The organism is Stutzerimonas nitrititolerans, assembly GCF_003696285.1.
Lineage (GTDB): Bacteria > Pseudomonadota > Gammaproteobacteria > Pseudomonadales > Pseudomonadaceae > Stutzerimonas > Stutzerimonas nitrititolerans.
In genome coordinates this window covers 1-24,972 of record NZ_RFFL01000007.1, presented here as the reverse complement: position 1 = coordinate 24,972, position 24,972 = coordinate 1, and the positions used below count along the sequence as shown (strand labels likewise).

Below are 24,972 nucleotides of genomic sequence, written 5' to 3'. Positions count from 1 at the left end.
GAACGCGCGCATAAAAAAGCCCCTGATGTTGCCATCAGGGGCTTTTCGGAGCGGCGGCTTATTCCTGGATTTGAACCTGGTCAGCCTGCATGCCCTTTTGACCTTGCACAGCGATGAAGCTGACTTTCTGGCCTTCTTTCAGGCTCTTGAAGCCATTGCCTTCGATCGCGCGGAAGTGCACGAACAGATCCGGACCGCTCTCGGGAGTGATGAAACCAAAACCTTTCTCGTCGTTAAACCACTTGACGGTACCGTTCTGACGATTCGACATGTCTTTGTATCCTTGAAGCTCAATAGTAGAAGCGCACCTGCGCGGCAGGAGCGGGAACTGGTTGCAAGGAGTAGTCGAGCGGGATGTAGCGGATCGGATGATCTACCGCATCAGGTCACGATTCAACAGCGACCCATGCAAACACAGTGGGCACACTCTACGATAACTCGCTAGGAGTTCCAACCCCTCGGAGCCATAGAATTTGCCCAGTTCAGGCGGCGCTTTTCGGCGCGATGTGGACGGTCAGAAGCCCGTCGGAGGTGGTGCTGTCGAGCCTGGTGTCAATCGTGATGGCGCGGGGTTCGAACCGCCGAAGCCGGGTACTGCGAGGACTGCCGAGCCGAACGCTGTCGTGCAGGATCCTGTCTGAAGCGATGCCGAGCTTGGCGAGCATTCGGCGCTCAACGAATGCGATGTTCGTTGAAATGATGATGGTGCCTCGAGAGAGACTCGAACTCTCACGTTGTTACCAACGGCGGATTTTGAATCCGCTGCGTCTACCGATTCCGCCATCGAGGCACAGTGGCGGCGCAGTATAGGGACGCGGAGCGAGTCGGTCAATCGTCTGGCGTGGTCAGATCGCGGTGTTTCCGCTAAGCTTTGCGCCCCTTGCGCTTCGACCGATCATCTGCTGATGCACGTCTCCGCTTTTTCCTTTGAGTTGCCCGATTCACTCATCGCCCGCCATCCGCTCGCCGAGCGCCGTGCCAGTCGGTTGCTGGTGCTCGATGGCGCGACCGGGCAGCTCGCTCATCGCCGCTTCGCCGATCTGCTCGAGTACGTACGCCCCGGCGACCTGATGGTGTTCAACGATACCCGGGTGATTCCGGCGCGCCTGTTCGGCCAGAAGGATACCGGCGGCAAACTCGAAGTGCTGGTCGAGCGAGTGCTGGACAGCCATCGCGTGCTGGCTCATGTGCGCTCGAGCAAATCGCCGAAGCCCGGTACGAAGATCCATCTCGACGGCGGTGGCGAGGCGCTGATGCTGGCCCGGCACGATGCGCTGTTCGAGCTGCATTTTGCCGAAGAAGTGTTGCCGCTCCTCGAGCGTGTCGGCCACATGCCGTTGCCACCTTATATAGACAGGCCGGACGACAGTGCCGACCGCGAGCGCTACCAGACCGTCTATGCCCAGCGCGCCGGTGCAGTCGCGGCGCCCACGGCCGGCCTGCATTTCGATGACGCCCTGCTGGCTGCGTTGCGCGAAAAAGGCGTGAAAACGGCCTTCGTCACGCTGCACGTGGGTGCGGGTACCTTCCAGCCGGTGCGTGTCGAGCGTATCGAAGAGCATCACATGCACAGCGAGTGGCTGGAGGTCGGCCAGGATGTGGTCGATGCGGTCGCGGCCTGCCGTGAGCGGGGTGGGCGTGTCATTGCGGTGGGTACCACCAGCGTGCGTTCTCTGGAGAGCGCGGCGCGCGACGGCACGCTCAGACCTTTCAGTGGCGATACCGATATCTTCATTTATCCGGGCAGGCCCTTCCATGTGGTGGATGCCTTGGTGACCAACTTCCATCTGCCCGAATCGACCCTGCTGATGCTGGTTTCGGCGTTCGCCGGCTACCCGGAAACCATGGCGGCCTATACCGAAGCCGTCGCCGAGGGCTATCGCTTCTTCAGCTACGGCGATGCCATGTTCATCACGCGCAACCCGGCCCCGCGCGGCCCCGAGGAAACCCCATGAGTCGTACCTGCCATATGTCCTTCGAACTGCTCGCCACCGATGGCAGGGCTCGGCGCGGGCGCCTGACTTTCCCGCGCGGCACGGTGGAGACGCCGGCGTTCATGCCGGTGGGTACCTACGGCACGGTCAAGGGCATGTCGCCACGCGATGTCGAGGAAATCGGTGCCGAGATCATTCTCGGCAACACCTTCCACCTGTGGCTGCGCCCCGGCACCGAGGTGATCAAGGCGCACGGCGACCTGCACGATTTCATGCAATGGAAAGGGCCGATCCTGACCGACTCGGGTGGCTTCCAGGTGTTCAGCCTGGGGGCGATGCGCAAGATCAAGGAGGAGGGCGTCTACTTCGCCTCGCCGGTCGACGGCGCCAAGGTCTTCATGGGGCCGGAGGAGTCGATGCAGGTCCAGCGCGACCTGGGCTCCGACATCGTGATGATCTTCGATGAATGCACGCCCTATCCGGCCGACGAAGAGGTGGCGCGGCGCTCCATGGAATTGTCGCTGCGCTGGGCCAAGCGTTCCAAAGAGGCGCACGGCGACAGCGTCGCGGCGCTGTTCGGCATCGTCCAGGGCGGCATGCACGAATCGCTGCGCATGCGTTCGCTGGAGGGATTGTGCGAGATCGGCTTCGACGGTCTGGCGATCGGCGGGTTGTCGGTGGGCGAACCGAAGGAGGAGATGATCCGGGTGCTGGATTTCCTGCCGTCGCGGATGCCGGCTGACAAGCCGCGCTATCTCATGGGCGTCGGCAAGCCGGAGGATCTGGTCGAGGGGGTGCGACGCGGTGTGGACATGTTCGATTGCGTGATGCCGACCCGCAACGCCCGCAACGGCCACCTGTTCACCGATGCCGGGGTGGTGAAGATCCGCAACGCGGTGCATCGCCATGACGATTCGCCGCTGGAGCCGGGGTGCGATTGTTACACCTGTAAACACTTCTCCCGCGCCTATCTGCACCATTTGGACAAATGCGGCGAAATGCTGGGCAGCATGTTGAATACAATCCACAACCTGCGGCATTACCAACGTTTGATGGCTGGTTTACGCCAGGCTATTCAACAAGGTACATTGGCGGCCTTTGTCGATGCTTTCTATGCAAAACGCGGCCTGCCAACGCCACCGCTCGCATGACGAAATCCTAGAAAAATCCAATCTCTGCAACAGGAGTGCTACATGAGCTTTCTGATTCCCGCCGCCTACGCCCAAGAGGCTGCCGCTGGTCCTGCCGGCAGCGGCTTCGAGTGGCTGTTCCTGGTCGGCTTCCTAGTCATCTTCTACCTGATGATCTGGCGTCCTCAGGCCAAGCGCGCCAAGGAGCACAAGAACCTGATCGGTGGCCTGCAGAAGGGTGACGAAGTGGTCACCTCCGGCGGCATCGCCGGCAAGGTCACCAAAGTAGCCGATGACTTTGTCGTGATCGAGGTTTCCGACAACGTCGAACTGAAGTTCCAGAAAGTAGCGATTGCCGCGACCCTGCCCAAGGGTACCCTGAAGGCCATCTGAGCTGACTTCATACTTCAACACCAACGACGGGGCGCGCAAGGCGCCCCGCGTCATTAGACGGGCTGCGTCATGCTCAATAGATTCCCCCTCTGGAAATACCTGCTGATACTGGTGGTGCTGGCGGTTGCCTGCATCTATTCGGCGCCCAATCTCTATCCCGACGACCCGGCTGTCCAGATCACCGGCGCGACCACTTCGCTGAACGTGACCGAGGCTGATCTGAATCGAGCCGGTGCAGCGCTCGAAGAGGCCGGGATCGAGGTCAAGGAGGCTTCGCTGGACGAACAGGGCCGCGGTGGCCTGTTGCGGTTGGTGCATCAGGACGATCAGTTGCCGGCCAAGGACGTGATCCGTCGCGCCCTCGGTGACGCCTACGTCGTTGCCCTCAACCTTGCACCGACCACGCCCGACTGGTTGCGCAATCTCGGCGCGAGCCCGATGAAGCTCGGCCTGGACCTGTCCGGCGGTGTGCACTTCCTGCTCGAAGTGGATATGGACAAGGCCGTCGAAACGCGCCTGAACGTCCACGAGGGTGAGGTCAAGAGTCTTCTGCGCAAGGAGCGTGTTCGCTATCGCAGCCTGCCGACCCAGGGCAATGCGGTGCAGCTGGGCTTTGCCGATCAGGCCACGCTGTCTTCTGCCCAGGCGCTGATCCGCAAGAATTTCAACGATTTCGAGATCACCTCCAGTGAGCGCAATGGCCAGCAGGTGCTGCGCCTGGCTCTCACCGAGGCGAAGCTGGCGGAGATTCGCGAATACTCCATCAAGCAGAACCTCACCACGGTTCGCAACCGGGTCAACGAGCTGGGCGTTTCCGAGCCGCTGGTGCAGCGCCAGGGCGCCAACCGTATCGTGGTCGAATTGCCGGGCGTGCAGGATACTGCCGAAGCCAAGCGCATCCTCGGCAAGACCGCAAACCTGGAGTTCCGTCTGGCAGCCGAAGCGGATGCTCCGCGCGCGACCACCGAGACCTTCGAGTTCCGCCAAGAAGGTCGCCCGCCAGCGCAGCTGGAGCGCACGCTGATCATCACCGGCGATCAGGTCACCGATGCCCAGGCCAGCTATGACGAGAATGGTCGTCCGCAGGTCAACATCCGTCTGGATGGCCACGGCGGCGAGCTGATGAACCGGGCCACACGTAACAATGTCGGCCGCAGCATGGCGGTTGTCTTCATCGAGCAGCGGCCGCAGACGCGTTACGTGAAGCGGATGGTCGACGGCGTCGAGCAGGAAGAGCGAATCGAGACCTTCCAGGAGGAAAAGAAAATCATCAGCCTGGCGACCATCCAGTCGCCGCTGGGCAGTCAGTTCCGTATCACCGGGCTCGATGGCCAGGGTGAGTCCTCCGAGCTGGCCCTGTTGCTCCGTGCCGGTGGTCTCGCGGCGCCGATGTATTTTGCCGAAGAGCGCACCATCGGTCCGAGTCTGGGCGCCGAGAACATCACGCTGGGCGTCCAGGCGGCGCTGTGGGGCTTCCTGTTCGTCGCGATCTTCATGGTGCTGATCTACAAGGTGTTCGGGCTGCTGGCAACCGTGGCACTGCTGTTCAACATGGTGGTGTTGATGGCGCTGATGTCGCTGCTGGGTGCGACGCTGACGCTGCCGGGTATCGCCGGTATCGTGCTGACCATGGGCATGGCGGTGGATGCCAACGTGCTGATCTTCTCGCGGATCCGCGAGGAGATTCAGAACGGCATGTCGGTGCAGCGAGCCATTCACGAGGGTTTCGATCGCGCGCTTTCCGCCATCGTCGACGGCAACCTCACCACGCTGCTGGTGGGTGGCATTCTCTTCGCCATGGGCACCGGGCCGATCAAGGGCTTCGCGGTCACGCTGTCGCTCGGCATTCTGACGTCGATGTTCACGGCGGTTATCGTGACTCGCGCCATGGTCAACCTGATCTATGGTGGCCGCGATCTCAAGAAGCTGTGGATTTAAGGGGCTAGCACGATGAAACGCGTAATCAATTTCATGGCGGTGCGTCACCTGGCCTTCGTTCTGACGATGCTGCTGACCGTTGCCTCATTGGCCAGTCTGGCGGTGAAAGGCCTGAATTTCGGCCTGGATTTCACCGGCGGCACGCTGGTCGAGCTGACCTATGAGAACCCGGTTCCTCTGGATCAGATACGTGTCCAACTGGCCGAGAGCGGCTTCGAGAATGCGCTGGTGCAGAGTTTTGGCGCCACCACCGATGTGCTGATCCGGATGCCTGGCGACGACCCGTTGCTGGGTGAGCATATTGCCGAGGCGCTGCGCGGCCAGAATGCCGGTGGCGAGATCCTCGTCAAGCGCGCAGAGTTCGTTGGCCCTTCGGTGGGTGAAGAGCTGCGCGACCAGGGCGGTCTGGGCATGCTGCTGGCGCTGGGTGGAATCCTGGTCTACGTGGCGTTCCGCTTCCAGTGGAAATTCGGCTTCGGCGCCGTGCTGTCGCTGTTCCATGACGTGATCGTGGTGCTGGGCGTCTTCTCGTTCTTCGAAATATCCTTCGATCTGACGGTGCTGGCGGCCGTGCTGGCGGTGATCGGTTACTCGCTCAACGACACCATCGTGATCTTCGACCGCATTCGGGAAAATTTCCGGCTGTTGCGCAAGACCGAGCTGGTCGAGAACATCAACATCTCCACAACCCAGACCCTGCTGCGTACGTTGGCGACTTCCGTCTCCACATTGCTCGCGGTTGCGGCGTTGATGGTGTTCGGTGGCGAGAACCTCTGGGGTTTCTCGCTGGCGCTGATGATCGGCGTCGGGGCGGGCACTTATTCCTCGATCTATATCGCCAGCATTCTCCTGATCTGGCTGAAGCTGACCCGTGAGGATCTGATTCCACCGGTCGTGGAAGAAGCTGACGAGCGCCCCTGAGGCATCGAACTTCTGGCGGGTTCGGTTGCCTAACGGCGCAGCGGGACCTTGCCCGTCGGAAGAAGGAAAATGCAGTGAACAAGTCAATGATGGTGGGTGCGGTTCTGGGAGCCGTAGTCGTTACCGCCGGCGGTGCATTCGCCACCTATACCCTGGTCGATCGTGGCCCGGCATTCGCCGAGGTGGTCGGGGTCGAACCCGTGAAGGAAGTCATCAAGACTCCGCGCGAGGTCTGCAAGGATGTGACTGTTACCCGGCAGAAGCCGGTGCAGGACCAGCATCGGATCGCGGGCACCGCAGTGGGGGCCGTGGTCGGAGGGCTGCTCGGCAACCAGGTTGGCGGCGGCAGTGGCAAGAAGATCGCGACGGTCGCGGGTGCAGTGGGCGGCGGTTACGCCGGTAATCAGGTGCAGGGGCGCATGCAGGCCAACGATACCTACACCACCACGGAAACCCGCTGCAGCACCGTGACCGATACTCACGACAAGGTCGTGGGCTATGAGGTCAAGTACGATCTGGATGGCAAGATCGGCACCGTGCGCATGGATCGTGATCCCGGTAATCGAATTCCGGTACAGGACGGCCAGTTGGTGCTGACGCAGCAGTAGGTTTCTTTCGCTTCAAACAAAAAACGCCCTGAGGGGCGTTTTTTGTTTCTGCCGATCGTTCAGCGTTTCAGCGAGGGCGTGAGGTGCGGCTGGATTGCAGTCAGCACTGCCTTGAAGCACTTGGTGTTACCTGCAACGATCTGTCCCTTCTCGAGGAAGTCGTGACTGCCACTGAAGTCGCTGACCAGGCCGCCTGCTTCCTGGATCAGCAGTGCACCGGCGGCCATGTCCCATTCTGAAAGGCCGAACTCCCAGAAGGCGTCGTAACGACCGGCTGCGACGTACGCCAGGTCCAGGCTCGCGGCGCCGGCGCGACGGATGCCGGCGGTCTGACCTGTCAGGCTGCGGAACATGCCGAGATAGGCGTCCAGATTGTCCATCTGCCCGTCGCGGAACGGAAAACCGGTGCCCAGCAGTGCGCCTTCGAGGCTCTTGCGCGAGCCGACACGCAGGCGGCGCCCGTTGAGCGCTGCACCACGGCCACGGCTGGCGGTGAATTCTTCCTGGCGAACCGGGTCGAGCACTACCGCGTGCTCGAGGCGACCACGGTATTTGCATGCAATGCTCACGGCATAGTGCGGAACGCCGCGGACGAAGTTGGTGGTGCCATCCAGCGGATCGATGATCCAGAGGTAATCAGCACCTTCTCCGGTGCCCTGCGAGAGCCCGCTTTCCTCACCGAGGATGCCGTGATTGGGGTAGGCCTTGCGTAGCGCGGTCACGATCAGTTGTTCGGCGGCGCGGTCGATCTCGGTGACATAATCCTTCGCATCTTTCTCATTTACCGAGATCACGTCCAGGCGCTCGGTGGAACGAAGAATCAGTTCGCCGGCGCTGCGGGCGGCGCGCAGCGCGATATTCAGCATGGGCTGCATCGATCAAATACCTGGTCGTTTAAAGAAAGCCGGCAATTCTAGCAGAAAGCGTTTCACGCATGTTGTGCGCTCCGATGGTTAATGGCGAAGAACGGCGTGGTTCCTGTAAGATTTCGGTTCGCTTTCTGGCCGAGAAGAACAAGTGTCGCTTCAGAACATTCGCGTGGTGCTGGTCAATACCAGCCATCCGGGCAATATCGGCGGTGCCGCCCGAGCAATGAAGAACATGGGGTTGTCTCGGTTGGTGCTGGTCGATCCCGTTGAGTTTCCCAGCTCCGAAGCCGTTGCACGGGCTTCGGGCGCAACCGATATTCTCGATGCGGTACGGGTGGTCGGAACGCTCGAGGAGGCGCTGGTGGGGTGCAGCGTGGTGCTGGGCACCAGTGCGCGGGATCGGCGCATTCCCTGGCCCTTGCTGGATCCGCGCGAGTCGGGCGCTACCTGCATCCGGCAGGCGGAGCAGGGTGGTGAAGTGGCGCTGGTGTTCGGCCGCGAATATGCGGGGCTGACCAACGAAGAATTACAGCGCTGCCATTTTCATGTGCACATCCCTTCCGATCCGCAGTTCAGTTCGCTGAATCTTGCGGCGGCCGTGCAGGTTCTTGCCTACGAGGTGCGCATGGCCTGGCTGGCAGCGCATGACCAGCCGAGCAAGCAAGAAAAGCTGGAGACCACTTCGCTGCTCAATGCCCAGCCGGTTACGGCCGATGAGTTGGAGCATTACTACGGGCACCTCGAGCAGACGCTGATCGACATCGGCTTTCTCGATCCGGCCAAGCCGCGACATCTGATGCCTCGATTGCGCCGGCTCTACGGTCGCAGCGCTATCAGCAAGCTGGAGATGAATATCCTGCGTGGCATCCTTACCGAGACCCAGAAGGCCGTCCGCGGCGAGCCTCACAAGCGGAGACAAGATTGATGTTCGAACGCATGCGCGAAGATATCCAGAGCGTATTCCACCGCGATCCCGCGGCGCGCAACGCCTTCGAAGTGATGACCTGCTATCCGGGGCTGCATGCGATCTGGTTCCACCGGTTGTCGCATTGGCTCTGGCAGCGTGACTGCAAGTGGCTGGCGCGGATGAATTCCAATCTGGGGCGCTGGCTCACCGGCATCGAGATTCATCCCGGCGCGCAGATCGGCCGGCGTTTTTTCATCGATCATGGCATGGGTATCGTCATCGGTGAGACGGCGGAGATCGGCGACGACGTGACGCTTTATCACGGCGTTACCCTGGGTGGCACCAGCTGGAGCAAGGGCAAGCGCCATCCGACGCTCGAGGATGGCGTGATTGTCGGTGCTGGCGCGAAGATTCTCGGGCCGTTCACTGTCGGTGCCGGCGCTAAGGTTGGCTCGAACGCCGTCGTGACTCGTGCGGTTCCGGCGGGGGCGACCGCGGTGGGCATCCCGGGCAAGGTCATCGTCAAGTCCGATGATGCGCAGGAGGCCAAGCGCAAGGCGATCGCCGAGAAGATCGGTTTCGATGCCTATGGGGTCAGTGAGGACATGCCTGATCCGGTCGCGCGAGCCATCGGGCAATTGCTCGATCACGTGCAGGCGGTGGAGGAGCGCATGGAGGGCATGTGCGAGGCGCTCACCGCGCTGGGTAGCGATTATTGCGCGAAGAAGATGCCCGAGCTGCGTGAGGAGGATTTCGCCGAGATCAAGGAGGATGGCGAGTCGCCCCGCGCCTGATGGGCGAGGCGGGGGCGAACTGGTATGATGTCGCGCCGTTGCCGGACTGGCGGGTCGAAGTGAGCGGGGGCGATGACAAAGGTTGAGTGAATCGATCGGACTTATAGTTGATCTAAACACTCGGGTATTGCATACTTGCGCCAAACCTTGATGCTTGGTGCAAACCGATGCGATTGACTACCAAAGGACGCTACGCCGTAACCGCGATGCTCGATCTGGCGCTACATGCGCAGCAGGGTCCGGTCTCCCTTGCGGATATTTCCGAACGGCAAGGCATTTCGCTTTCCTACCTCGAACAATTATTCGCCAAGCTGCGCCGTGGCAGCCTGGTAACCAGCGTTCGCGGGCCGGGTGGTGGCTATCAGCTGTCCCGTGAGATGGCCGACATACAGGTCGTCCAGGTAATCGATGCGGTCAACGAGTCCGTTGACGCCACCCGTTGCCAGGGGCTCGGCGATTGCCATTCGGGCGACACCTGTCTGACTCACCACCTCTGGTGCGACCTGAGTCAGCAGATTCACGAATTCCTCAGTGGCATCAGTCTGGCCGATCTGGTCAACCGGCGCGAGGTGCAAGAGGTTGCGTTGCGCCAGGATATGCGTCGTGCCAATGGCCGTGCCCCGCAGCTGGAAAAGATCGAAGCGTCCGCCATCGAATGAGCCGGACGACAGCCTGATAGGAGATACCTGATGAAATTGCCGATTTACCTGGACTACTCCGCTACAACGCCGGTCGACCCTCGTGTGGCCGAGAAGATGATCGAGTGCCTGACTGCCGACGGCAACTTCGGCAACCCAGCCTCGCGCTCGCATGCCTTTGGCTGGAGAGCCGAGGAAGCGGTGGAGAATGCGCGTCGCCAGGTGGCCGAGCTGGTCAATGCCGACCCGCGGGAAATCGTCTGGACCTCGGGTGCGACCGAATCCGATAACCTTGCCATCAAGGGCGTTGCCCATTTCTACGCCTCCAAGGGCAAGCACATCATCACCAGCAAGATCGAACACAAGGCGGTGCTGGATACCACCCGCCAGCTGGAGCGCGAAGGTTTCGAGGTCACTTACATCGAGCCGGGCGAAGACGGCGTGATCACGCCGGAAATGGTCGAGGCCGCTCTGCGCGAGGACACCGTGCTGGTGTCCATCATGCATGTGAACAACGAGATCGGCACCATCAACGATATCGCCGCCATCGGCGAGCTGACCCGTGCCCGCGGCGTGCTGTTCCACGTCGATGCGGCCCAGTCCACGGGCAAGGTGGAAATCGATCTGGAGAAGATGAAGGTCGACCTGATGTCCTTCTCCGCCCACAAGACCTACGGCCCGAAAGGCGTCGGTGCGCTCTATGTCCGCCGCAAGCCGCGCGTGCGCCTCGAGGCGCAGATGCACGGTGGTGGTCACGAGCGCGGCATGCGTTCGGGCACGCTGGCTGCGCATCAGTCGGTGGGCATGGGCGAGGCGTTCCGTATTGCCAAGGAAGAGATGGCGGCGGAGAACGAGCGCATCCGTGCGCTGCGCGATCGCTTCTTCAAGCAGGTCGAGCACCTCGAAGAGTTGTACGTCAACGGCAGCATGACCGCGCGCGTGCCGCACAACCTCAACCTCAGCTTCAACTACGTCGAAGGCGAGTCGCTGATCATGGCGCTCAAGGACCTGGCGGTGTCGTCCGGTTCGGCCTGCACCTCCGCTTCGCTGGAGCCGTCCTACGTGCTCCGTGCGCTGGGGCGCAACGACGAGCTGGCACACAGCTCGATTCGTTTCACCTTCGGCCGTTTCACCACCGAAGAAGAAGTCGACTATGCCGCGCAGAAGGTCAGCGAGGCGGTCATCAAGCTGCGTGAACTTTCACCTTTGTGGGACATGTTCAAGGAGGGCGTAGACCTCTCCAAGGTCGAGTGGGCAGCCCACTGAGGCACCACGCTGCGCATAGTCTGAATCAACGAGGATTGCACCATGGCATACAGTGACAAGGTCATCGACCACTATGAAAACCCCCGCAACGTCGGCAAGTTCGACGCCGAGGATCCTTCCGTCGGTACCGGCATGGTCGGCGCTCCGGCTTGCGGCGACGTGATGCGTCTGCAAATCAAGGTCAACGAGCAGGGCGTGATCGAAGACGCCAAGTTCAAGACCTACGGTTGCGGCTCGGCCATCGCGTCCAGCTCGCTGGCAACCGAGTGGATGAAGGGCAAGACCCTGGAAGAGGCGGAAACCATCAAGAACACGCAGCTCGCCGAAGAACTGGCCCTGCCACCGGTGAAGATCCACTGCTCGGTGCTGGCCGAGGACGCCATCAAGGCGGCGGTGCGTGACTACCGCGAGAAGAAAGGCCTGAATCAGGCATAAGCGAAGGAGGTTTCGATGGCTATCAGCATGACCAGCGCCGCAGCCGATCATGTACGCCGCTCCCTGGAAGGGCGCGGCAAGGGCGTCGGTGTAAGGCTGGGGGTACGTACTACCGGTTGTTCCGGGCTGGCCTACACGCTCGAATTCGTTGACGAGACGGCTCCGGAAGACTCGGTCTTCGACAGCCACGGCGTCAAGGTCGTCATCGATCCCAAGAGCCTCGTCTACCTCGATGGCACTGAGCTCGATTTCGTTCGTGAAGGCCTCAACGAGGGCTTCAAGTTCAACAATCCCAACGTGCGTGGCGAATGCGGCTGCGGCGAGAGCTTCAATATCTGAGGGCGCTGTGGGCATTCCCTGTCATTACGCTTTGTTCGAGCTTCAGCCGGCATTCGATCTCGATCTGGAGCGGCTTTCGGTGCGTTATCGCGAGCTGGCTCGCAAGGTTCATCCCGATCGATTTGCCGACGCTGGCGAGTCGGAGCAGCGCAAGGCCATCGAACAGTCAGCGAATCTCAACGAGGCCTACCAGACGCTGAAGAGCCCGTCGCGGCGCGCCCGCTATCTGCTGAAACTGCAGGGAAGGGAAATGCCGCTCGAAGCCACCGTGCAGGATCCGGCGTTCCTGATGCAGCAGATGCAGTGGCGCGAGGAGCTGGAAGACCTGCAGGACGAGGCGGATCTCGCCGGCGTCGCGGTTTTCAAGGCCCGGCTGAAGGCCGCACAACAGCTGCTCAATGACTCCTTCGCCGCCATCTGGCAGGACGAAGCGCAGCGTGAGGAGGCGGAGCGACTGGTGCGGCGCATGCAGTTTCTCGACAAGCTGACGCAGGAAGTGCGCCAGCTGGAAGAACGCCTCGACGATTAACCTACGTAGCGCCTGGCGTTACGCTCGATATCAGATAGATATGGCCTTACTTCAGATTGCCGAGCCAGGACAAAGCCCTCAGCCTCACCAGCGTCGTCTGGCCGTGGGCATCGACCTGGGCACCACCAATTCCCTCGTGGCAGCGTTGCGCAGCGGCATCACCGCGCCGCTGGCCGATGCCGAAGGGCGACTGATACTGCCCTCGGCCGTCCGCTATCACGCCGATCGCATCGAAGTCGGTCATGCCGCCAGGCAGGCCGCTGCCAGCGATCCGCTGAACACCATCGTTTCGGTAAAGCGCCTGATGGGGCGTGGCCTTGGCGACGTCAAGCAGCTGGGTGGCCAGCTGCCGTATCGCTTCAGCGAAGGCGAATCGCAGATGCCTTTCATCGAGACGGTGCAGGGCGCGAAAAGCCCGGTGGAAATCTCGGCCGAAATTCTTCGTGCGCTGCGTGAGCGCGCTGAGGCGACCCTGGGTGGCGATCTGGTGGGTGCGGTGATCACCGTTCCGGCCTATTTCGACGATGCTCAGCGCCAGGCCACCAAGGACGCCGCGCGTCTGGCCGGTCTGAATGTACTGCGACTGCTCAACGAGCCCACGGCGGCGGCCGTGGCCTACGGCCTGGATCGCCAGGCCGAGGGTGTGGTGGCGATCTATGACCTGGGCGGTGGCACCTTCGATATCTCCATCCTGCGCCTGACCAAGGGTGTGTTCGAGGTGCTGGCCACGGGTGGCGATACCGCGCTGGGCGGTGATGATTTCGACCACGCCGTGGCGGGTTGGATTCTCGAGCAGGCAGGCGCGTCGGCCGATCTCGATCCTGGTGCCCAGCGCGCGCTGCTGAAGATCGCCTGCGATGCCAAGGAACAGCTGACGAATGCCGAGTCGGTGGATCTGGCCTATGGCGGCTGGAGCGGCGTGCTGACCCGCAACCAGTTCCACGACCTGATCGATCCGATGATCGCGCGCAGCCTCAAGTCCTGCCGCCGTGCCCTGCGTGATTCCTCGCTGGAAGCGGAGGAGGTCAGCGCCGTGGTGATGGTGGGCGGCTCGACGCGCGTGCCGCGGGTTCGTGAAAAGGTCGGCGAGATGTTCGGGCGTCAGCCGCTTACGGATATCGATCCGGATCAGGTCGTTGCCATCGGTGCGGCGATCCAGGCCGAAACCCTGGCCGGCAACAATCGCGATGGCGAGGAGCTGTTGCTGCTCGACGTGATTCCGCTGTCCCTCGGGCTGGAAACCATGGGCGGGCTGATGGAGAAGGTCATCCCCCGCAACACCACCATTCCGGTGGCCCGTGCGCAGGAGTTCACCACCTACAAGGACGGTCAGTCCGCGATGATGATTCACGTGCTCCAGGGTGAGCGCGAACTGATCGCCGACTGCCGTTCGCTGGCGCGTTTCGAGTTGCGCGGCATTCCGCCGATGGTGGCTGGCGCGGCGAAGATTCGCGTCACCTTCCAGGTCGATGCCGACGGGTTGCTCAGCGTTTCCGCGCGCGAGCTGGCGTCGGGCGTGGAGTCCAGTATTCAGGTCAAGCCTTCCTATGGACTGACCGACGGCGAAATCGCGCGGATGCTCGAGGATTCCTTCCACAAGGCCGGCGAAGACAAGGCCGCCCGCGCACTGCGCGAGCAGATCGTCGATGCGCAGCGTTTGCTCGAGGCAGTGGAGGCGGCCCTGGCGGCGGATGGCGAACGTCTGCTCGACGAGGAGGAGCGCCTGGCGATCGACGTTCAGATGCAGGCGCTGCGCGAGCTGCTGGACAGCCAGGACGGCGTGGCGATCGAGCGACAGATCAAGCGCCTGAGCCAGATTACCGATGCCTTTGCGGCTCGCCGACTAGATTCCACCGTCAAGGCCGCGCTCGCCGGCCGACGGCTCAACGATATCGAGGATTGATCCAGATGCCGCAGATTATTTTCCTGCCCCATGCCGACCATTGCCCCGAGGGCGCGGTGGTCGAGGCGCAACCCGGTGAAACCGTGCTGGATGCGGCGCTGCGCAACGGCATCGATATCGAACACGCCTGCGAAAAGTCCTGTGCCTGCACCACCTGCCACGTGATCGTGCGCGAAGGCTTCGGGTCGTTGGAGGAGTCCGACGAGTTGGAGGACGACATGCTGGACAAGGCCTGGGGGCTGGAGCCCCATTCGCGCCTGTCCTGCCAGGCGCAGGTGGCCGACGTTGATCTGGTGGTGGAGATCCCGAAATACACCATCAACCAGGTTTCCGAAGGCCACTGAAGGCGAGGTGATACATGGCGCTTAACTGGACGGATGTACTGGATATTGCCATCGAGCTGGCCGAGAGCAAGCCGGACGTGGATCCCCGCTACGTCAATTTCGTCGAGCTGCATCGTTGGGTGACCGAACTCCCCGACTTTTCGGATGATCCGACGCGTGGTGGTGAGAAGATTCTCGAAGCCATCCAGGCAGCCTGGATAGAAGAGGCCTGACCGGCAGCGTCGAGCTGCAGGTAAAGGCAGGCGCGTGGCGGCGTTTCGCTGTTGCCCTGCGCGCTGATCGGCTTCAGGCTGCCCTTATATTTTTACCCCGGACCCGCGTATAATCCGCGGGTTTACTCGTTTGCTTTAACCCATCAGTCTGGAGTTTCAAATGGCCCTGCAACGCACCTTCTCCATCATCAAGCCTGACGCCGTCGCCAAGAACGTCATCGGCGAAATCACCACCCGTTTCGAGAAGGCCGGCCTGCGCGTCGTCGCTTCCAAGATGGTTCAACTGTCCGAGCGCGAAGCCGCCGGTTTCTACGCCGAGCACAGCGAGCGCGGTTTCTTCAAGGATCTGGTCGCCTTCATGACCTCCGGTCCGGTCATCGTGCAGGTGCTGGAAGGTGAGAACGCCATCGCCAAGAACCGTGAGCTGATGGGTGCCACCAACCCGAAAGAAGCTGCTCCGGGCACCATTCGCGCCGACTTCGCCGTATCCATCGATGAGAACGCCGTTCACGGTTCCGACTCCGAAACTTCCGCTGCTCGCGAAATCGCCTACTTCTTCGCCGAAACCGAAGTCTGCGCGCGCATTCGCTGAGTTGAGCGACAGGTGAATTCCATGATTGCCACCACCGGTAAAGTCAATCTGCTGGGGCTGACCCAGCCCCAGCTGGAAAGCTTCTTCGAGTCCATCGGGGAGAAGCGCTTTCGTGCCGGTCAGGTCATGAAGTGGATTCACCACTTCGGCGTCGATGACTTCGATGCCATGAGCAACATCGGCAAGGCCTTGCGCGAAAAGCTCAAGGCCTCGTCCGAAATTCGCGGGCCTGAAGTGGTCAGCGAAGACATTTCCAGCGACGGCACCCGCAAATGGGTGGTGCGCGTCGCTTCGGGCAGCTGTGTCGAAACCGTGTATATCCCGCAGAACGGCCGCGGAACGCTGTGCGTCTCCTCGCAGGCGGGCTGTGCGCTGGATTGCAGTTTCTGCTCGACCGGCAAGCAAGGATTCAACAGCGATCTGACGGCCGCCGAGATCATCGGCCAGGTGTGGATCGCCAACAAGTCGTTCGGCAGCGTGCCGGCCAAGATCGACCGTGCCATCACCAACGTGGTGATGATGGGCATGGGTGAGCCGCTGCTCAATTTCGACAACGTGGTCGCCGCCATGAATCTCATGATGGACGACCTCGGCTACGGTATTTCCAAGCGCAAGGTGACGCTTTCCACCTCGGGTGTGGCGCCGATGATCGACCGCCTGGGCGAGGTGATCGACGTCTCCTTGGCGCTGTCGCTGCATGCGCCCAACGACGAGCTGCGCAACCAGCTGGTGCCGATCAACAAGAAGTATGCGCTGGCCGTGGTGCTGGGCGCTTGCCGTAACTATATCTCCCGGCTGGGCGAGAAGCGCGTGCTCACCATCGAATACACCCTGCTCAAGGGCGTCAACGACCAGCCCGAGCACGCCGAGCAGATGATCGCCTTGCTGGCGGATATTCCCTGCAAGATCAACCTAATTCCGTTCAATCCCTTCCCTCATTCCGGATATGAGCGGCCCAGCAACAATGCGATCCGCCGTTTTCAGGACATCCTGCACAAAGCCGGGCACAATGTGACGGTACGTACGACCCGCGGCGAAGACATCGATGCGGCTTGTGGCCAGTTGGTCGGGCAGGTGATGGATCGCACACGTCGAAGCGAGCGTTACATCGCTGTGCGTGAATTGCGGGCCGACCCTGCGGCGTCTGCTGCTGGCAACCGATCCTGAGGGGGATGCTGATGATTCTGCGCTCTGCGCTGCTGCTGTTACTGGCCGGCCTCATGGCCGGCTGCGTTTCTTCGGGGAACGTCAACCCCATGCGCACCGAGCAAGGCCGTTCCGAGGCGCGCGATGCCTACATTCAGCTCGGAATCGGCTATCTTCAGCAGGGCGAGACGGGGCGGGCCAAGACCCCGCTGCGCAAGGCCCTGGAAATCGACTCGCGCAGCGCCGATGCGCATGCGGCACTGGCCCTGGTGTTCCAGAGCGAGATGGAGAACGATCTCGCGGACCGGCATTACCGGGATGCGCTGTCGAGCCGCAACGATGCGCGCATCCTGAACAACTACGGCAGCTTCCTGTACGAACAGAAACGCTACGCCGAGGCGCTGGAGCGTTTCACCCAGGCTTCCACCGATCACCTCTACCCCGAGCGTTCGCGGGTATTCCAGAACATGGGCATGACTGCTCTTCAGCTGGGCCAGAAGGAGCAGGCCGAAACCTACTTCACCCGCGCCCTGCGTCTCGACAGCCGCCAGCCGCTCGCCCTGCTGGAGCTGGCCATGATGGCCTACGAGGACAAGCAGTACGTACCTGCGAAACGCTATTACGACAGTTTCAGCCAACTGTCCGAACAGAATGCCCGCAGCCTGCTGCTGGGAATCCGTTTGGCCAACATCCATCAGGATCGCGATACGGCAGCGAGTCTCGCCCTGCAACTCAAGCGTCTGTATCCGGGCACCCCTGAGTATCGGCATTTCCTTTCGGAGCAATGATGATAGCGCCCCAATCCGAAGCCGCTGTCCCGTCCTCGAACAACCCTGGCGAAACGCTGCGTATCGCGCGTGAGAGCAAGAACCTGTCGCTGCAGTCGGTCGCGCAACAGCTCAATCTTTCCGAGCGTGCGCTGGCTCGCATCGAGGCGGGAGATTTCAGCCAGTTGCCGGGGCATACGTTCGCCCGCGGTTACGTGCGCGCCTATGCCAAGTTGCTGGGGCTGGATCAGAATCGCCTGGTCCAGGAGTTCGACCAGCACACCGGAACCACCGCGACCGGCAGCAGCGTCAACAGCCTTGGTCATATCGATCAGCCGGTGCGGCTGTCGCGGAACATGGTGCGCTTCTTCCTGTTCGCACTGCTTCTGCTGTTGATCGGTGGCGGATTCTACTGGTGGCAGGATCAGCAGCTCGCTGTCCAGTCCGGACCGGCCGTGACGGCCCTGGAGCGAATCGAGGTCGAGGCGGCGGATGGCACCACCGAGATCCATCTGCTCGATCGAACCGACGAAGAGGCAGGGCAGGTCGAGTCGGAAAGCGAGGCCGCCGAGCCTTCGTCGACACCTGAAGAACCGGTGCCTTCGATTGATCCCGAGGCGGCAGCCGACGAGCCGCAGGTGATCGACGAAACTGCATCGACTGACCAAGCGCCTTCCGATTCCGTATCGCAACCCGTCGATGCGCCCGTGGTGGCCGAGGCCCCGGTACAGAATCCGCAAGCAGCGGCTGCGGCGCCCGGTGAAGGCGTGCTGGAGTTGCGTTATACGGCCGATTGCTGGACGCAGGTCACCGATGCGGATGGTCGCGTGCTGCTCAGCGTGCTGGCGAAGGCGGGCACCTCTCGTACCGTCAGCGGCAAGGCGCCGCTCGACCTGCGCCTCGGCTATGCCTCCGGCGCACAGGTCACCTACAACGGCGAAGCCGTCAGCCTTTCCGGCCAAACCCGTGGCGAGACTGCTCGCCTCAAGCTCGGACAGTAAAACATGCACAGTGAGTCTCCCATCAAACGCCGCCACACTCGCAAGATCTGGGTGGGCAGCGTACCGGTCGGCGGCGACGCACCCATTGCCGTGCAGAGCATGACCAACACCGAAACCTGTGACGTCGATGCGACCGTCGCGCAGATTCAGCGGTTGCAGGATGCCGGTGCCGATATCGTGCGGGTGTCCGTACCCTCCATGGACGCCGCCGAAGCCTTCGGCAAGATCAAGCAGCGCGTACAGCTGCCGCTGGTCGCCGACATTCATTTCGATTACCAGATCGCTCTGCGCGTGGCCGAACTGGGTGTCGATTGCCTGCGCATCAATCCCGGCAACATCGGACGCGAAGATCGCGTCCGAGCGGTGGTCGACGCGGCGCGCGATCGGGGTATTCCGATCCGCATCGGTGTCAATGCCGGTTCGCTGGAGAAGGACCTGCAAAAGAAATATGGCGAGCCGACACCGGAAGCGCTGGTCGAGTCCGCGCTGCGCCATGTCGAGCATCTGGATCGCCTGAATTTCCCAGACTTCAAGGTCAGCGTGAAGGCCTCCGACGTGTTCATGGCGGTTGCCGCCTACCGCCAGCTGGCCGACCAGATCGAGCAACCGCTGCACTTGGGCATCACCGAAGCCGGCGGCTTGCGCTCGGGCACGGTGAAGTCCGCGGTGGGCCTGGGCATGCTGTTGGCCGAAGGCATCGGCGACACCATCCGCATCTCGCTGGCCGCCGATCCGGTGGAAGAGATCAAGGTCGGCTTCGATATTCTCAAGTCGCTGCGGCTGCGTTCGCGCGGGATCAACTTCATCGCCTGCCCGAGCTGCTCGCGGCAGAATTTCGATGTGGTCAAGACCATGAACGAGCTGGAAGGGCGCCTGGACGACCTGCTGGTGCCGATGGACGTCGCGGTGATCGGTTGCGTGGTCAATGGCCCTGGCGAAGCCAAGGAGGCTCATATCGGCCTGACCGGCGGCACGCCGAACAATCTCGTGTACATCGACGGCAAACCGGCACAGAAGCTGAACAACGAACGACTCGTCGACGAGCTGGAGCAACTGATTCGTCGCAAGGCGGCCGAGAAGGTCGAGGCCGATGCCGCGCTGATCGTGCGTAGCTGATTTAAGGAACCGAATTGAGCAAGTCCCTGCAAGCCATTCGTGGCATGAACGATATCCTGCCGGCGCAGACGCCGGCCTGGCGTTACCTGGAAAGTACTTTCGCGCAATTGCTCGACAGCTATGGCTACAGCGAGATCCGTCTGCCCATCGTCGAATACACGGAGCTGTTCGCCCGCGGCATCGGCGAAGGTACCGATGTGGTGGACAAGGAGATGTACACCTTCCTGGACCGCAACGAGGAATCCCTCACGCTGCGTCCCGAAGGCACCGCCGGTTGTGTGCGCGCCGTTCTGGAACATGGCCTGACGGGTGGTGGCCAGGTGCAGAAGCTCTGGTACACCGGCCCGATGTTTCGCTACGAGAAGCCGCAGAAGGGCCGTTACCGCCAGTTTCACCAGGTCGGTGTGGAAATCTTCAACCAGCCCGGGCCGGATGTCGACGCGGAGCTGATCGTGCTTACCGCGCGCCTCTGGAAACAGCTGGGCATGGCCGATGCGGTGACCCTGCAACTGAACAGCCTGGGCTCCAGCGAAGCCCGTGCGATCTATCGCGACGCGCTGGTTGCCTACCTGCAGGAGCGTTTCGACCAGCTCGACGAAGACAGCCAGCGGCGCCTGACGACCAACCCGCTGCGCATCCTCGACAGCAAGAATGCGCAGACCCAGGCACTGCTGGCGGATGCGCCGACGCTCGCCGATTTCCTCGACGAGGAGTCGCGCGCTCATTTCGAAGGACTCAAGGCGCGACTCGATGCCGTCGGGATCGCCTATGAGATCAATCCGAAGCTGGTGCGCGGGCTGGACTATTACGGCCGCACGGTGTTCGAGTGGGTCACCGACAAGCTCGGCGCCCAGGGTACCGTCTGCGCCGGTGGCCGCTACGATGGGCTGGTCAGCCAGTTCGGCGGCAAGCCGACGCCGGGTGTTGGTTTCGCCATGGGCGTGGAGCGGCTGGTGCTGCTGCTGGAAACCTTGGCGCTGCTGCCTGAAGAGCTGAATCGCCCCGCTCATGCGTTCATCTGCGCCTTCGGTGAAGCGGCCGAACTGGCTGCGCTGTCGTTGGCCGAGCGCCTGCGCGATGCGCTGCCCGGTCTGCGCCTGCTGGTGAACGCGGGCGGCGGCAGCTTCAAGAGCCAGTTCAAGAAGGCCGACAAGAGCGGCGCGCGCTTTGCGCTGATTCTGGGTGAGGACGAACTGGCCGGGCGCGTGGTAGGTTGCAAGCCGCTGCGCGACGACAGCGAGCAACAAAGCATTGCCTGGGATGCTCTGCCCGAGCGTCTGGCCGCCTGCATCGAGCAGGCCTGAGACTAAGCGAATGAAAGGAGTGACAGAGTGACCTCGGGTACCGAAGAAGAACAACTGGCGCAGATCAAGGAATGGTGGCAACGCAACGGCATGCCGCTGCTGCTGGGTGCCGTGCTGGCACTGGCATTGGTGTTTGGCTGGCAGCTCTGGCAGAAGCATCAGCTCAATCAGGCGCATGGCGCCTCGTCCCTCTATCAGCAACTGCTGAACGCCGCGCTCGATGCCGGCGAGGTGGACAGTGCCGAAGTCGCCCGTCTGGGCAACCTGCTGCAGAAGGAGTTCGCTGGAACTCATTACGCGCAATACGGCTCGCTGTTCGTCGCCAAGGTCGCCGTCGAAAGCGGGCGTCTGGACGAGGCGGCTGCCGAGCTGCAGCGGGTCGTCGACAAGCCGGCCGACGCTACACTGGGTGAGCTCGCCCGCCAGCGCCTGGCTCGCGTGCTGGCCGCGCAGGACAAGGCCGAGGACGCGTTGAAGTTGCTCGAAGGCGACGCGGATAAGGCGTTTGCCGCCAGCCGCGAAGAATTGAAGGGCGATCTGCTGGTGCAGCTCGGTCGCGACGAGGATGCCCATTCCGCCTATACCAAAGCCAAGCAAGCGTTGTCGCAGGATGCGGCCGTTGGTGGCCTGCAACTGAAGCTGGATGACCTGGCTCGTGGGGAGGCGTGATCGATGCGTTTGAAGACATTGGCGCTGTTGACCCTGACCCTGCTGGCGGTCGGCTGCAGCAGCAACGACACGAAGGAGCTCGAACCCGCGGAGCTGCCCAAATTCAACGCTGAGGTTCAGCTGAAGAAGGAATGGAGTCGCTCCATCGGCGATGGCCAGGGCGAGACCTACAACCGTCTGACGCCTGTGGTCTACGGCGACCAGATCTACGCCGCGGATGTCACCGGTCTGGTGGTTTCCATGGACCGCCTGACCGGCAAGGTCAACTGGAAGCAGGATCTGGAAGTGCCGATCTCCGGCGCCGTCGGTGCCGGCTACGGTCTGGTGCTGGTGGGCACGCTGCGTGGAGAAGTGCTTGCGCTTGACGTCAGTACCGGCGAGGAGCGCTGGCGCAGTCAGGTCAGCAGCGAAGTGCTCGCCGCGCCTGCGGTGAACGGTGATGTGGTGCTGGTGCAGACCCAGGATGATCGGCTCATTGCGCTGGATATCGATACCGGCAACCAGCGTTGGAGCTACGAGAGCTCGCCCGCGGTACTGACCCTGCGTGGCACCGGTGCGCCCTTGCTGACCAACCAGCTGGCGGTTGCCGGCCTATCCAGCGGCAAGGTCATCGCCCTGGATACGCAGCGTGGCCTGCCGGTCTGGGAGCAGCGCGTGGCGATTCCGCAAGGCCGCTCTGAGCTGGAGCGGGTGGTGGATATCGACGGCGGCCTGCTGCTTTCCGGCGGAACGCTCTATGTCGCTACCTACCAGGGCCGCCTGGCGGCGCTCGACCTGGAAAGCGGACGGATTCTCTGGCAGCGCGATGCGTCCACGTCCTCGGGTGTCGCGCTCGGCTACGGCAGCGTCTACCTGAGCCAGGCCAGCGGTACGGTGGAAGGCGTCGACGAGCGCTCGACCACCGTCCTCTGGAGCAACGACGCTCTGGCGCGTCGTCAGCTTTCGGGGCCTAGCGTGTTCTCCAGCTATGTCGCCGTGGGCGACATGGAAGGCTACCTGCACCTGTTGAGCCAGGTGGATGGCCGTTTCGTTGCACGTACCCGTATCGACAGTGCCGGGATGCGCGCTCATCCGGTGGTCGAGGGTGACTGGCTGTATGCCTACGGCAACGGTGGCAAGCTGGTCGCTCTGACCATCCGCCGGCAGGACTGAGGGCCAAGGCCCTCTTCAGTCCGGCGACCCCGCCCTGGCGGGATGGCGGGATGCTGAATGTTCGGCCGCTGCTTGCAGCGGCCTTCGTGTTTTCTGAAATATCGCAGTGGAGAGCCGCATGGTTCCCGTAATCGCCCTGGTGGGCCGCCCGAACGTCGGCAAATCCACCCTGTTCAACCGCCTGACCAAAAGCCGCGACGCCATCGTTGCCGAGTATGCCGGCCTGACTCGTGATCGCCAGTACGGCGAGGCCAAATGGCAGGGTCGCACCTATATCGTGATCGACACCGGTGGCCTGACGGGCGACGAGGAAGGGATCGACGCCAAGATGGCCGAGCAGTCGTTGCAGGCCATGGAAGAAGCCGATGCGGTGATGTTCATCGTCGATGCGCGGGTGGGCATGACGCCGGGCGACCAGATGATCGCCGAGCACGTGCGCAAGCTGAACAAGCGCTACTTCCTGGTGGCCAACAAGGTCGACAGCATCGACCCGGACCTCGCCCGCGCCGAATTCAGCCCGCTGGGCCTGGGCGATGCGCTACCCATCGCCGCGGCACACGGGCGTGGCGTCAGCTACATGCTGGAGCAGGCCCTGGGCAGCTTCCCGAAGGATGCCGCCGAGCAGGACGTAGCCGAACAGGAAGGCGAGGGCGCCGAGCAGGTTGCCGAGGGCGAGGAGCACAAGCGGATTCCCGGCCCCAGCGACAAGGATGGCATCAAGATCGCCATCATCGGCCGCCCCAACGTCGGCAAGTCGACGCTGGTCAACCGGATGCTCGGTGAAGAGCGCGTGATCGTCTACGACCAGGCCGGCACCACCCGCGACAGCATCTACATTCCCTTCGAGCGCGGCGAGGAAAAGTACACCCTGATCGATACCGCGGGCGTTCGTCGTCGCGGCAAGATCTTCGAGGCGGTGGAAAAGTTCTCCGTGGTCAAGGCGCTGCAAGCGATCCAGGACGCCAACGTGGTGATCTTCGTCATGGACGCGCGCGAAGGCGTGGTCGAGCACGACCTGAACCTGCTCGGTTTCGTGCTCGACAGCGGTCGCGCGCTGGTGATCGCGCTGAACAAGTGGGACGGTATGGAGCCCGGTGAGCGCGACTACGTGAAGACCGAGCTGGAGCGCCGGCTGTTCTTCGTCGATTTCGCCGACATCCACTTCATCTCCGCCAAGCACGGCACCGGCGTCGGCAACCTCTACAAGTCGGTGCAGTCCTCGTTCCAGTCGGCGGTTACTCGCTGGCCTACCAGCCGCCTGACGCAGATCCTCGAGGATGCAGTGCGCGAACACCAGCCGCCGATGGTCGCCGGCCGCCGCATCAAGCTGCGCTATGCGCACCTGGGGGGGGCGAACCCGCCGATCATCGTGATTCACGGCAACCAGGTCGATGCGGTACCCAAGTCCTACTCGCGCTATCTCGAGAATACCTACCGCCGTGTGCTCAAGCTGGTCGGCACGCCGATCCGCATCGAGTACAAGGGCGGCGAGAACCCCTACGAGGGCAAGAAGAACACTCTGACCGACCGTCAGGTGAACAAGAAGCGGCGGCTCATGTCGCACCACAAGAAAGCCGAGAAGAAGCGTCGCGACAAGAAGCGTTGAGCGTTTCGAGCCTGTTTTGGGGCTCTTCGCGTTTCATTAAGACATGGTTTGCCTGATACCGGACTGGCAAGTTTGTATGAAAGTTGCGCTTTCATGAACGTTTATCGAGGGGCTTGATGACGCGGGTTTCGCCCTGCTGGGCGAGTCACTTTTTTCAGTCGCGAAAAAAGTAACCAAAAACGCTTGCCCCTCCATACGGCCCTGCGCTGCGCGCAGGGTTCGTTCGCTCCACCGCTGCTCCAGGGGCCGGCTTACAAGGGCCGTCCTTGGCCCTTTAAGCCTCTCGCCGCATCCATGCGGCTCGCTCCCTTACGCAACGGTTCCACTCACCCTCCTGAAAGGGGCGGTTGGTGTCGCCTGTTAACTTGTGCAAAAAAAGCAAAGCCAACCAAGCGATACCAACCGCCTTCCAGGCGACTCGGACCCCATTCCCCGTCAGGAGGCCGAGTGGAGGTGTTG

General features: G+C 62.2%; 28 protein-coding genes and 1 tRNA gene. 25 read left to right on the top strand and 4 right to left on the bottom strand.

Annotated elements, in window-relative coordinates; translation table 11 throughout:
• Nucleotides 1–58: 58 nt before the first annotated feature.
• The 3 genes from EA795_RS10260 to EA795_RS10250 form a co-directional block, all read right to left on the bottom strand.
• Nucleotides 59–271: a cold-shock protein gene (locus EA795_RS10260; RefSeq protein WP_014853413.1), complete on the bottom strand. Its 213-nt coding sequence runs from the start codon at nucleotides 269–271 to the stop codon at nucleotides 59–61.
• Between the two features lie 211 nt (nucleotides 272–482).
• The gene (locus EA795_RS10255; RefSeq protein ID WP_115028089.1) at nucleotides 483–665 is read right to left on the bottom strand and encodes a hypothetical protein; all 183 of its coding nucleotides are present in this window, start codon (nucleotides 663–665) and stop codon (nucleotides 483–485) included.
• A gap of 38 nt (nucleotides 666–703) precedes the next feature.
• Nucleotides 704–790: transfer RNA gene (locus EA795_RS10250), tRNA-Leu, on the bottom strand.
• A 115-nt stretch (nucleotides 791–905) separates the two neighbouring features.
• On the opposite strand from EA795_RS10250, the gene queA reads away from it, so the two are divergent.
• The 6 genes from queA (at nucleotide 906) to EA795_RS10220 (ending at nucleotide 6,924) form a co-directional block, all read left to right on the top strand.
• Nucleotides 906–1,955 carry a tRNA preQ1(34) S-adenosylmethionine ribosyltransferase-isomerase QueA gene (gene queA / locus EA795_RS10245; protein ID WP_122077027.1) on the top strand — a complete coding sequence of 350 codons (1,050 nt, stop codon included), beginning with the start codon at nucleotides 906–908 and terminating at the stop codon, nucleotides 1,953–1,955.
• A gap of 14 nt (nucleotides 1,956–1,969) precedes the next feature.
• On the top strand, nucleotides 1,970–3,085 hold the full coding sequence (gene tgt, locus EA795_RS10240) for a tRNA guanosine(34) transglycosylase Tgt (protein WP_170162226.1): 1,116 nt from the start codon (nucleotides 1,970–1,972) through the stop codon (nucleotides 3,083–3,085).
• A gap of 42 nt (nucleotides 3,086–3,127) precedes the next feature.
• The gene (yajC, locus tag EA795_RS10235) at nucleotides 3,128–3,457 is read left to right on the top strand and encodes a preprotein translocase subunit YajC (RefSeq protein ID WP_014853417.1); all 330 of its coding nucleotides are present in this window, start codon (nucleotides 3,128–3,130) and stop codon (nucleotides 3,455–3,457) included.
• 69 nt (nucleotides 3,458–3,526) lie between these two features.
• Nucleotides 3,527–5,395 (top strand): protein translocase subunit SecD, encoded by a 1,869-nt coding sequence (gene secD, locus EA795_RS10230; protein ID WP_115028084.1) that lies wholly within the window; start codon nucleotides 3,527–3,529, stop codon nucleotides 5,393–5,395.
• Between the two features lie 12 nt (nucleotides 5,396–5,407).
• Nucleotides 5,408–6,316 (top strand): protein translocase subunit SecF, encoded by a 909-nt coding sequence (gene secF / locus EA795_RS10225; RefSeq protein WP_058075418.1) that lies wholly within the window; start codon nucleotides 5,408–5,410, stop codon nucleotides 6,314–6,316.
• Between the two features lie 74 nt (nucleotides 6,317–6,390).
• Nucleotides 6,391–6,924 (top strand): glycine zipper 2TM domain-containing protein, encoded by a 534-nt coding sequence (locus tag EA795_RS10220; RefSeq protein WP_014853420.1) that lies wholly within the window; start codon nucleotides 6,391–6,393, stop codon nucleotides 6,922–6,924.
• Nucleotides 6,925–6,983: 59 nt separating this feature from the next.
• Here the strand turns inward: EA795_RS10220 and suhB are convergent, their stop codons facing one another.
• Nucleotides 6,984–7,799 carry a type III secretion system regulator SuhB gene (suhB, locus tag EA795_RS10215; protein WP_058075417.1) on the bottom strand — a complete coding sequence of 272 codons (816 nt, stop codon included), beginning with the start codon at nucleotides 7,797–7,799 and terminating at the stop codon, nucleotides 6,984–6,986.
• A 142-nt stretch (nucleotides 7,800–7,941) separates the two neighbouring features.
• On the opposite strand from suhB, the gene trmJ reads away from it, so the two are divergent.
• From trmJ to der, 19 genes are all read left to right on the top strand, one after another.
• Nucleotides 7,942–8,718: a tRNA (cytosine(32)/uridine(32)-2'-O)-methyltransferase TrmJ gene (gene trmJ / locus EA795_RS10210; RefSeq protein WP_014853422.1), complete on the top strand. Its 777-nt coding sequence runs from the start codon at nucleotides 7,942–7,944 to the stop codon at nucleotides 8,716–8,718.
• The gene (cysE, locus tag EA795_RS10205) at nucleotides 8,718–9,494 is read left to right on the top strand and encodes a serine O-acetyltransferase (RefSeq protein ID WP_122077022.1); all 777 of its coding nucleotides are present in this window, start codon (nucleotides 8,718–8,720) and stop codon (nucleotides 9,492–9,494) included. The genes trmJ and cysE overlap by 1 nt, the downstream gene beginning before the upstream one ends.
• A gap of 167 nt (nucleotides 9,495–9,661) precedes the next feature.
• On the top strand, nucleotides 9,662–10,153 hold the full coding sequence (gene iscR, locus EA795_RS10200) for a Fe-S cluster assembly transcriptional regulator IscR (RefSeq protein ID WP_014853424.1): 492 nt from the start codon (nucleotides 9,662–9,664) through the stop codon (nucleotides 10,151–10,153).
• A 30-nt stretch (nucleotides 10,154–10,183) separates the two neighbouring features.
• Nucleotides 10,184–11,398: an IscS subfamily cysteine desulfurase gene (locus tag EA795_RS10195; RefSeq protein ID WP_014853425.1), complete on the top strand. Its 1,215-nt coding sequence runs from the start codon at nucleotides 10,184–10,186 to the stop codon at nucleotides 11,396–11,398.
• Nucleotides 11,399–11,440: 42 nt separating this feature from the next.
• On the top strand, nucleotides 11,441–11,833 hold the full coding sequence (iscU, locus tag EA795_RS10190) for a Fe-S cluster assembly scaffold IscU (RefSeq protein WP_014853426.1): 393 nt from the start codon (nucleotides 11,441–11,443) through the stop codon (nucleotides 11,831–11,833).
• A gap of 15 nt (nucleotides 11,834–11,848) precedes the next feature.
• Nucleotides 11,849–12,172: an iron-sulfur cluster assembly protein IscA gene (gene iscA, locus EA795_RS10185; protein WP_014853427.1), complete on the top strand. Its 324-nt coding sequence runs from the start codon at nucleotides 11,849–11,851 to the stop codon at nucleotides 12,170–12,172.
• Nucleotides 12,173–12,179: 7 nt separating this feature from the next.
• Complete coding sequence (hscB, locus tag EA795_RS10180) at nucleotides 12,180–12,701, top strand: co-chaperone HscB (protein ID WP_014853428.1); 522 nt, start codon at nucleotides 12,180–12,182, stop codon at nucleotides 12,699–12,701.
• Nucleotides 12,702–12,741: 40 nt separating this feature from the next.
• Nucleotides 12,742–14,604, top strand: a complete 1,863-nt coding sequence (gene hscA / locus EA795_RS10175) for a Fe-S protein assembly chaperone HscA (RefSeq protein WP_014853429.1) — start codon at nucleotides 12,742–12,744, stop codon at nucleotides 14,602–14,604.
• A 5-nt stretch (nucleotides 14,605–14,609) separates the two neighbouring features.
• Nucleotides 14,610–14,948 (top strand): ISC system 2Fe-2S type ferredoxin, encoded by a 339-nt coding sequence (gene fdx, locus EA795_RS10170; protein WP_058075491.1) that lies wholly within the window; start codon nucleotides 14,610–14,612, stop codon nucleotides 14,946–14,948.
• Nucleotides 14,949–14,962: 14 nt separating this feature from the next.
• Nucleotides 14,963–15,160, top strand: coding sequence for a Fe-S cluster assembly protein IscX (gene iscX / locus EA795_RS10165; RefSeq protein WP_014853431.1), 198 nt, complete (start codon nucleotides 14,963–14,965; stop codon nucleotides 15,158–15,160).
• A gap of 160 nt (nucleotides 15,161–15,320) precedes the next feature.
• A complete protein-coding gene (gene ndk, locus EA795_RS10160) occupies nucleotides 15,321–15,752 on the top strand; it encodes a nucleoside-diphosphate kinase (RefSeq protein WP_014853432.1) in 432 nt (143 codons plus the stop codon).
• A 21-nt stretch (nucleotides 15,753–15,773) separates the two neighbouring features.
• The gene (gene rlmN / locus EA795_RS10155; RefSeq protein ID WP_122077303.1) at nucleotides 15,774–16,919 is read left to right on the top strand and encodes a dual-specificity RNA methyltransferase RlmN; all 1,146 of its coding nucleotides are present in this window, start codon (nucleotides 15,774–15,776) and stop codon (nucleotides 16,917–16,919) included.
• A gap of 11 nt (nucleotides 16,920–16,930) precedes the next feature.
• Complete coding sequence (gene pilW / locus EA795_RS10150) at nucleotides 16,931–17,686, top strand: type IV pilus biogenesis/stability protein PilW (protein ID WP_014853434.1); 756 nt, start codon at nucleotides 16,931–16,933, stop codon at nucleotides 17,684–17,686.
• Nucleotides 17,686–18,666: a RodZ domain-containing protein gene (locus EA795_RS10145; protein WP_122077020.1), complete on the top strand. Its 981-nt coding sequence runs from the start codon at nucleotides 17,686–17,688 to the stop codon at nucleotides 18,664–18,666. The genes pilW and EA795_RS10145 overlap by 1 nt, the downstream gene beginning before the upstream one ends.
• Before the next feature lie 3 nt (nucleotides 18,667–18,669).
• Nucleotides 18,670–19,782, top strand: a complete 1,113-nt coding sequence (gene ispG / locus EA795_RS10140) for a flavodoxin-dependent (E)-4-hydroxy-3-methylbut-2-enyl-diphosphate synthase (RefSeq protein WP_014853436.1) — start codon at nucleotides 18,670–18,672, stop codon at nucleotides 19,780–19,782.
• 14 nt (nucleotides 19,783–19,796) lie between these two features.
• Complete coding sequence (gene hisS, locus EA795_RS10135) at nucleotides 19,797–21,086, top strand: histidine--tRNA ligase (protein ID WP_058075409.1); 1,290 nt, start codon at nucleotides 19,797–19,799, stop codon at nucleotides 21,084–21,086.
• Between the two features lie 27 nt (nucleotides 21,087–21,113).
• The gene (locus EA795_RS10130) at nucleotides 21,114–21,755 is read left to right on the top strand and encodes a tetratricopeptide repeat protein (protein ID WP_122077017.1); all 642 of its coding nucleotides are present in this window, start codon (nucleotides 21,114–21,116) and stop codon (nucleotides 21,753–21,755) included.
• A 3-nt stretch (nucleotides 21,756–21,758) separates the two neighbouring features.
• Nucleotides 21,759–22,907, top strand: coding sequence for an outer membrane protein assembly factor BamB (gene bamB, locus EA795_RS10125; RefSeq protein ID WP_122077015.1), 1,149 nt, complete (start codon nucleotides 21,759–21,761; stop codon nucleotides 22,905–22,907).
• A gap of 118 nt (nucleotides 22,908–23,025) precedes the next feature.
• Nucleotides 23,026–24,513: a ribosome biogenesis GTPase Der gene (gene der / locus EA795_RS10120; protein ID WP_122077012.1), complete on the top strand. Its 1,488-nt coding sequence runs from the start codon at nucleotides 23,026–23,028 to the stop codon at nucleotides 24,511–24,513.
• Nucleotides 24,514–24,972: the final 459 nt, after the last annotated feature.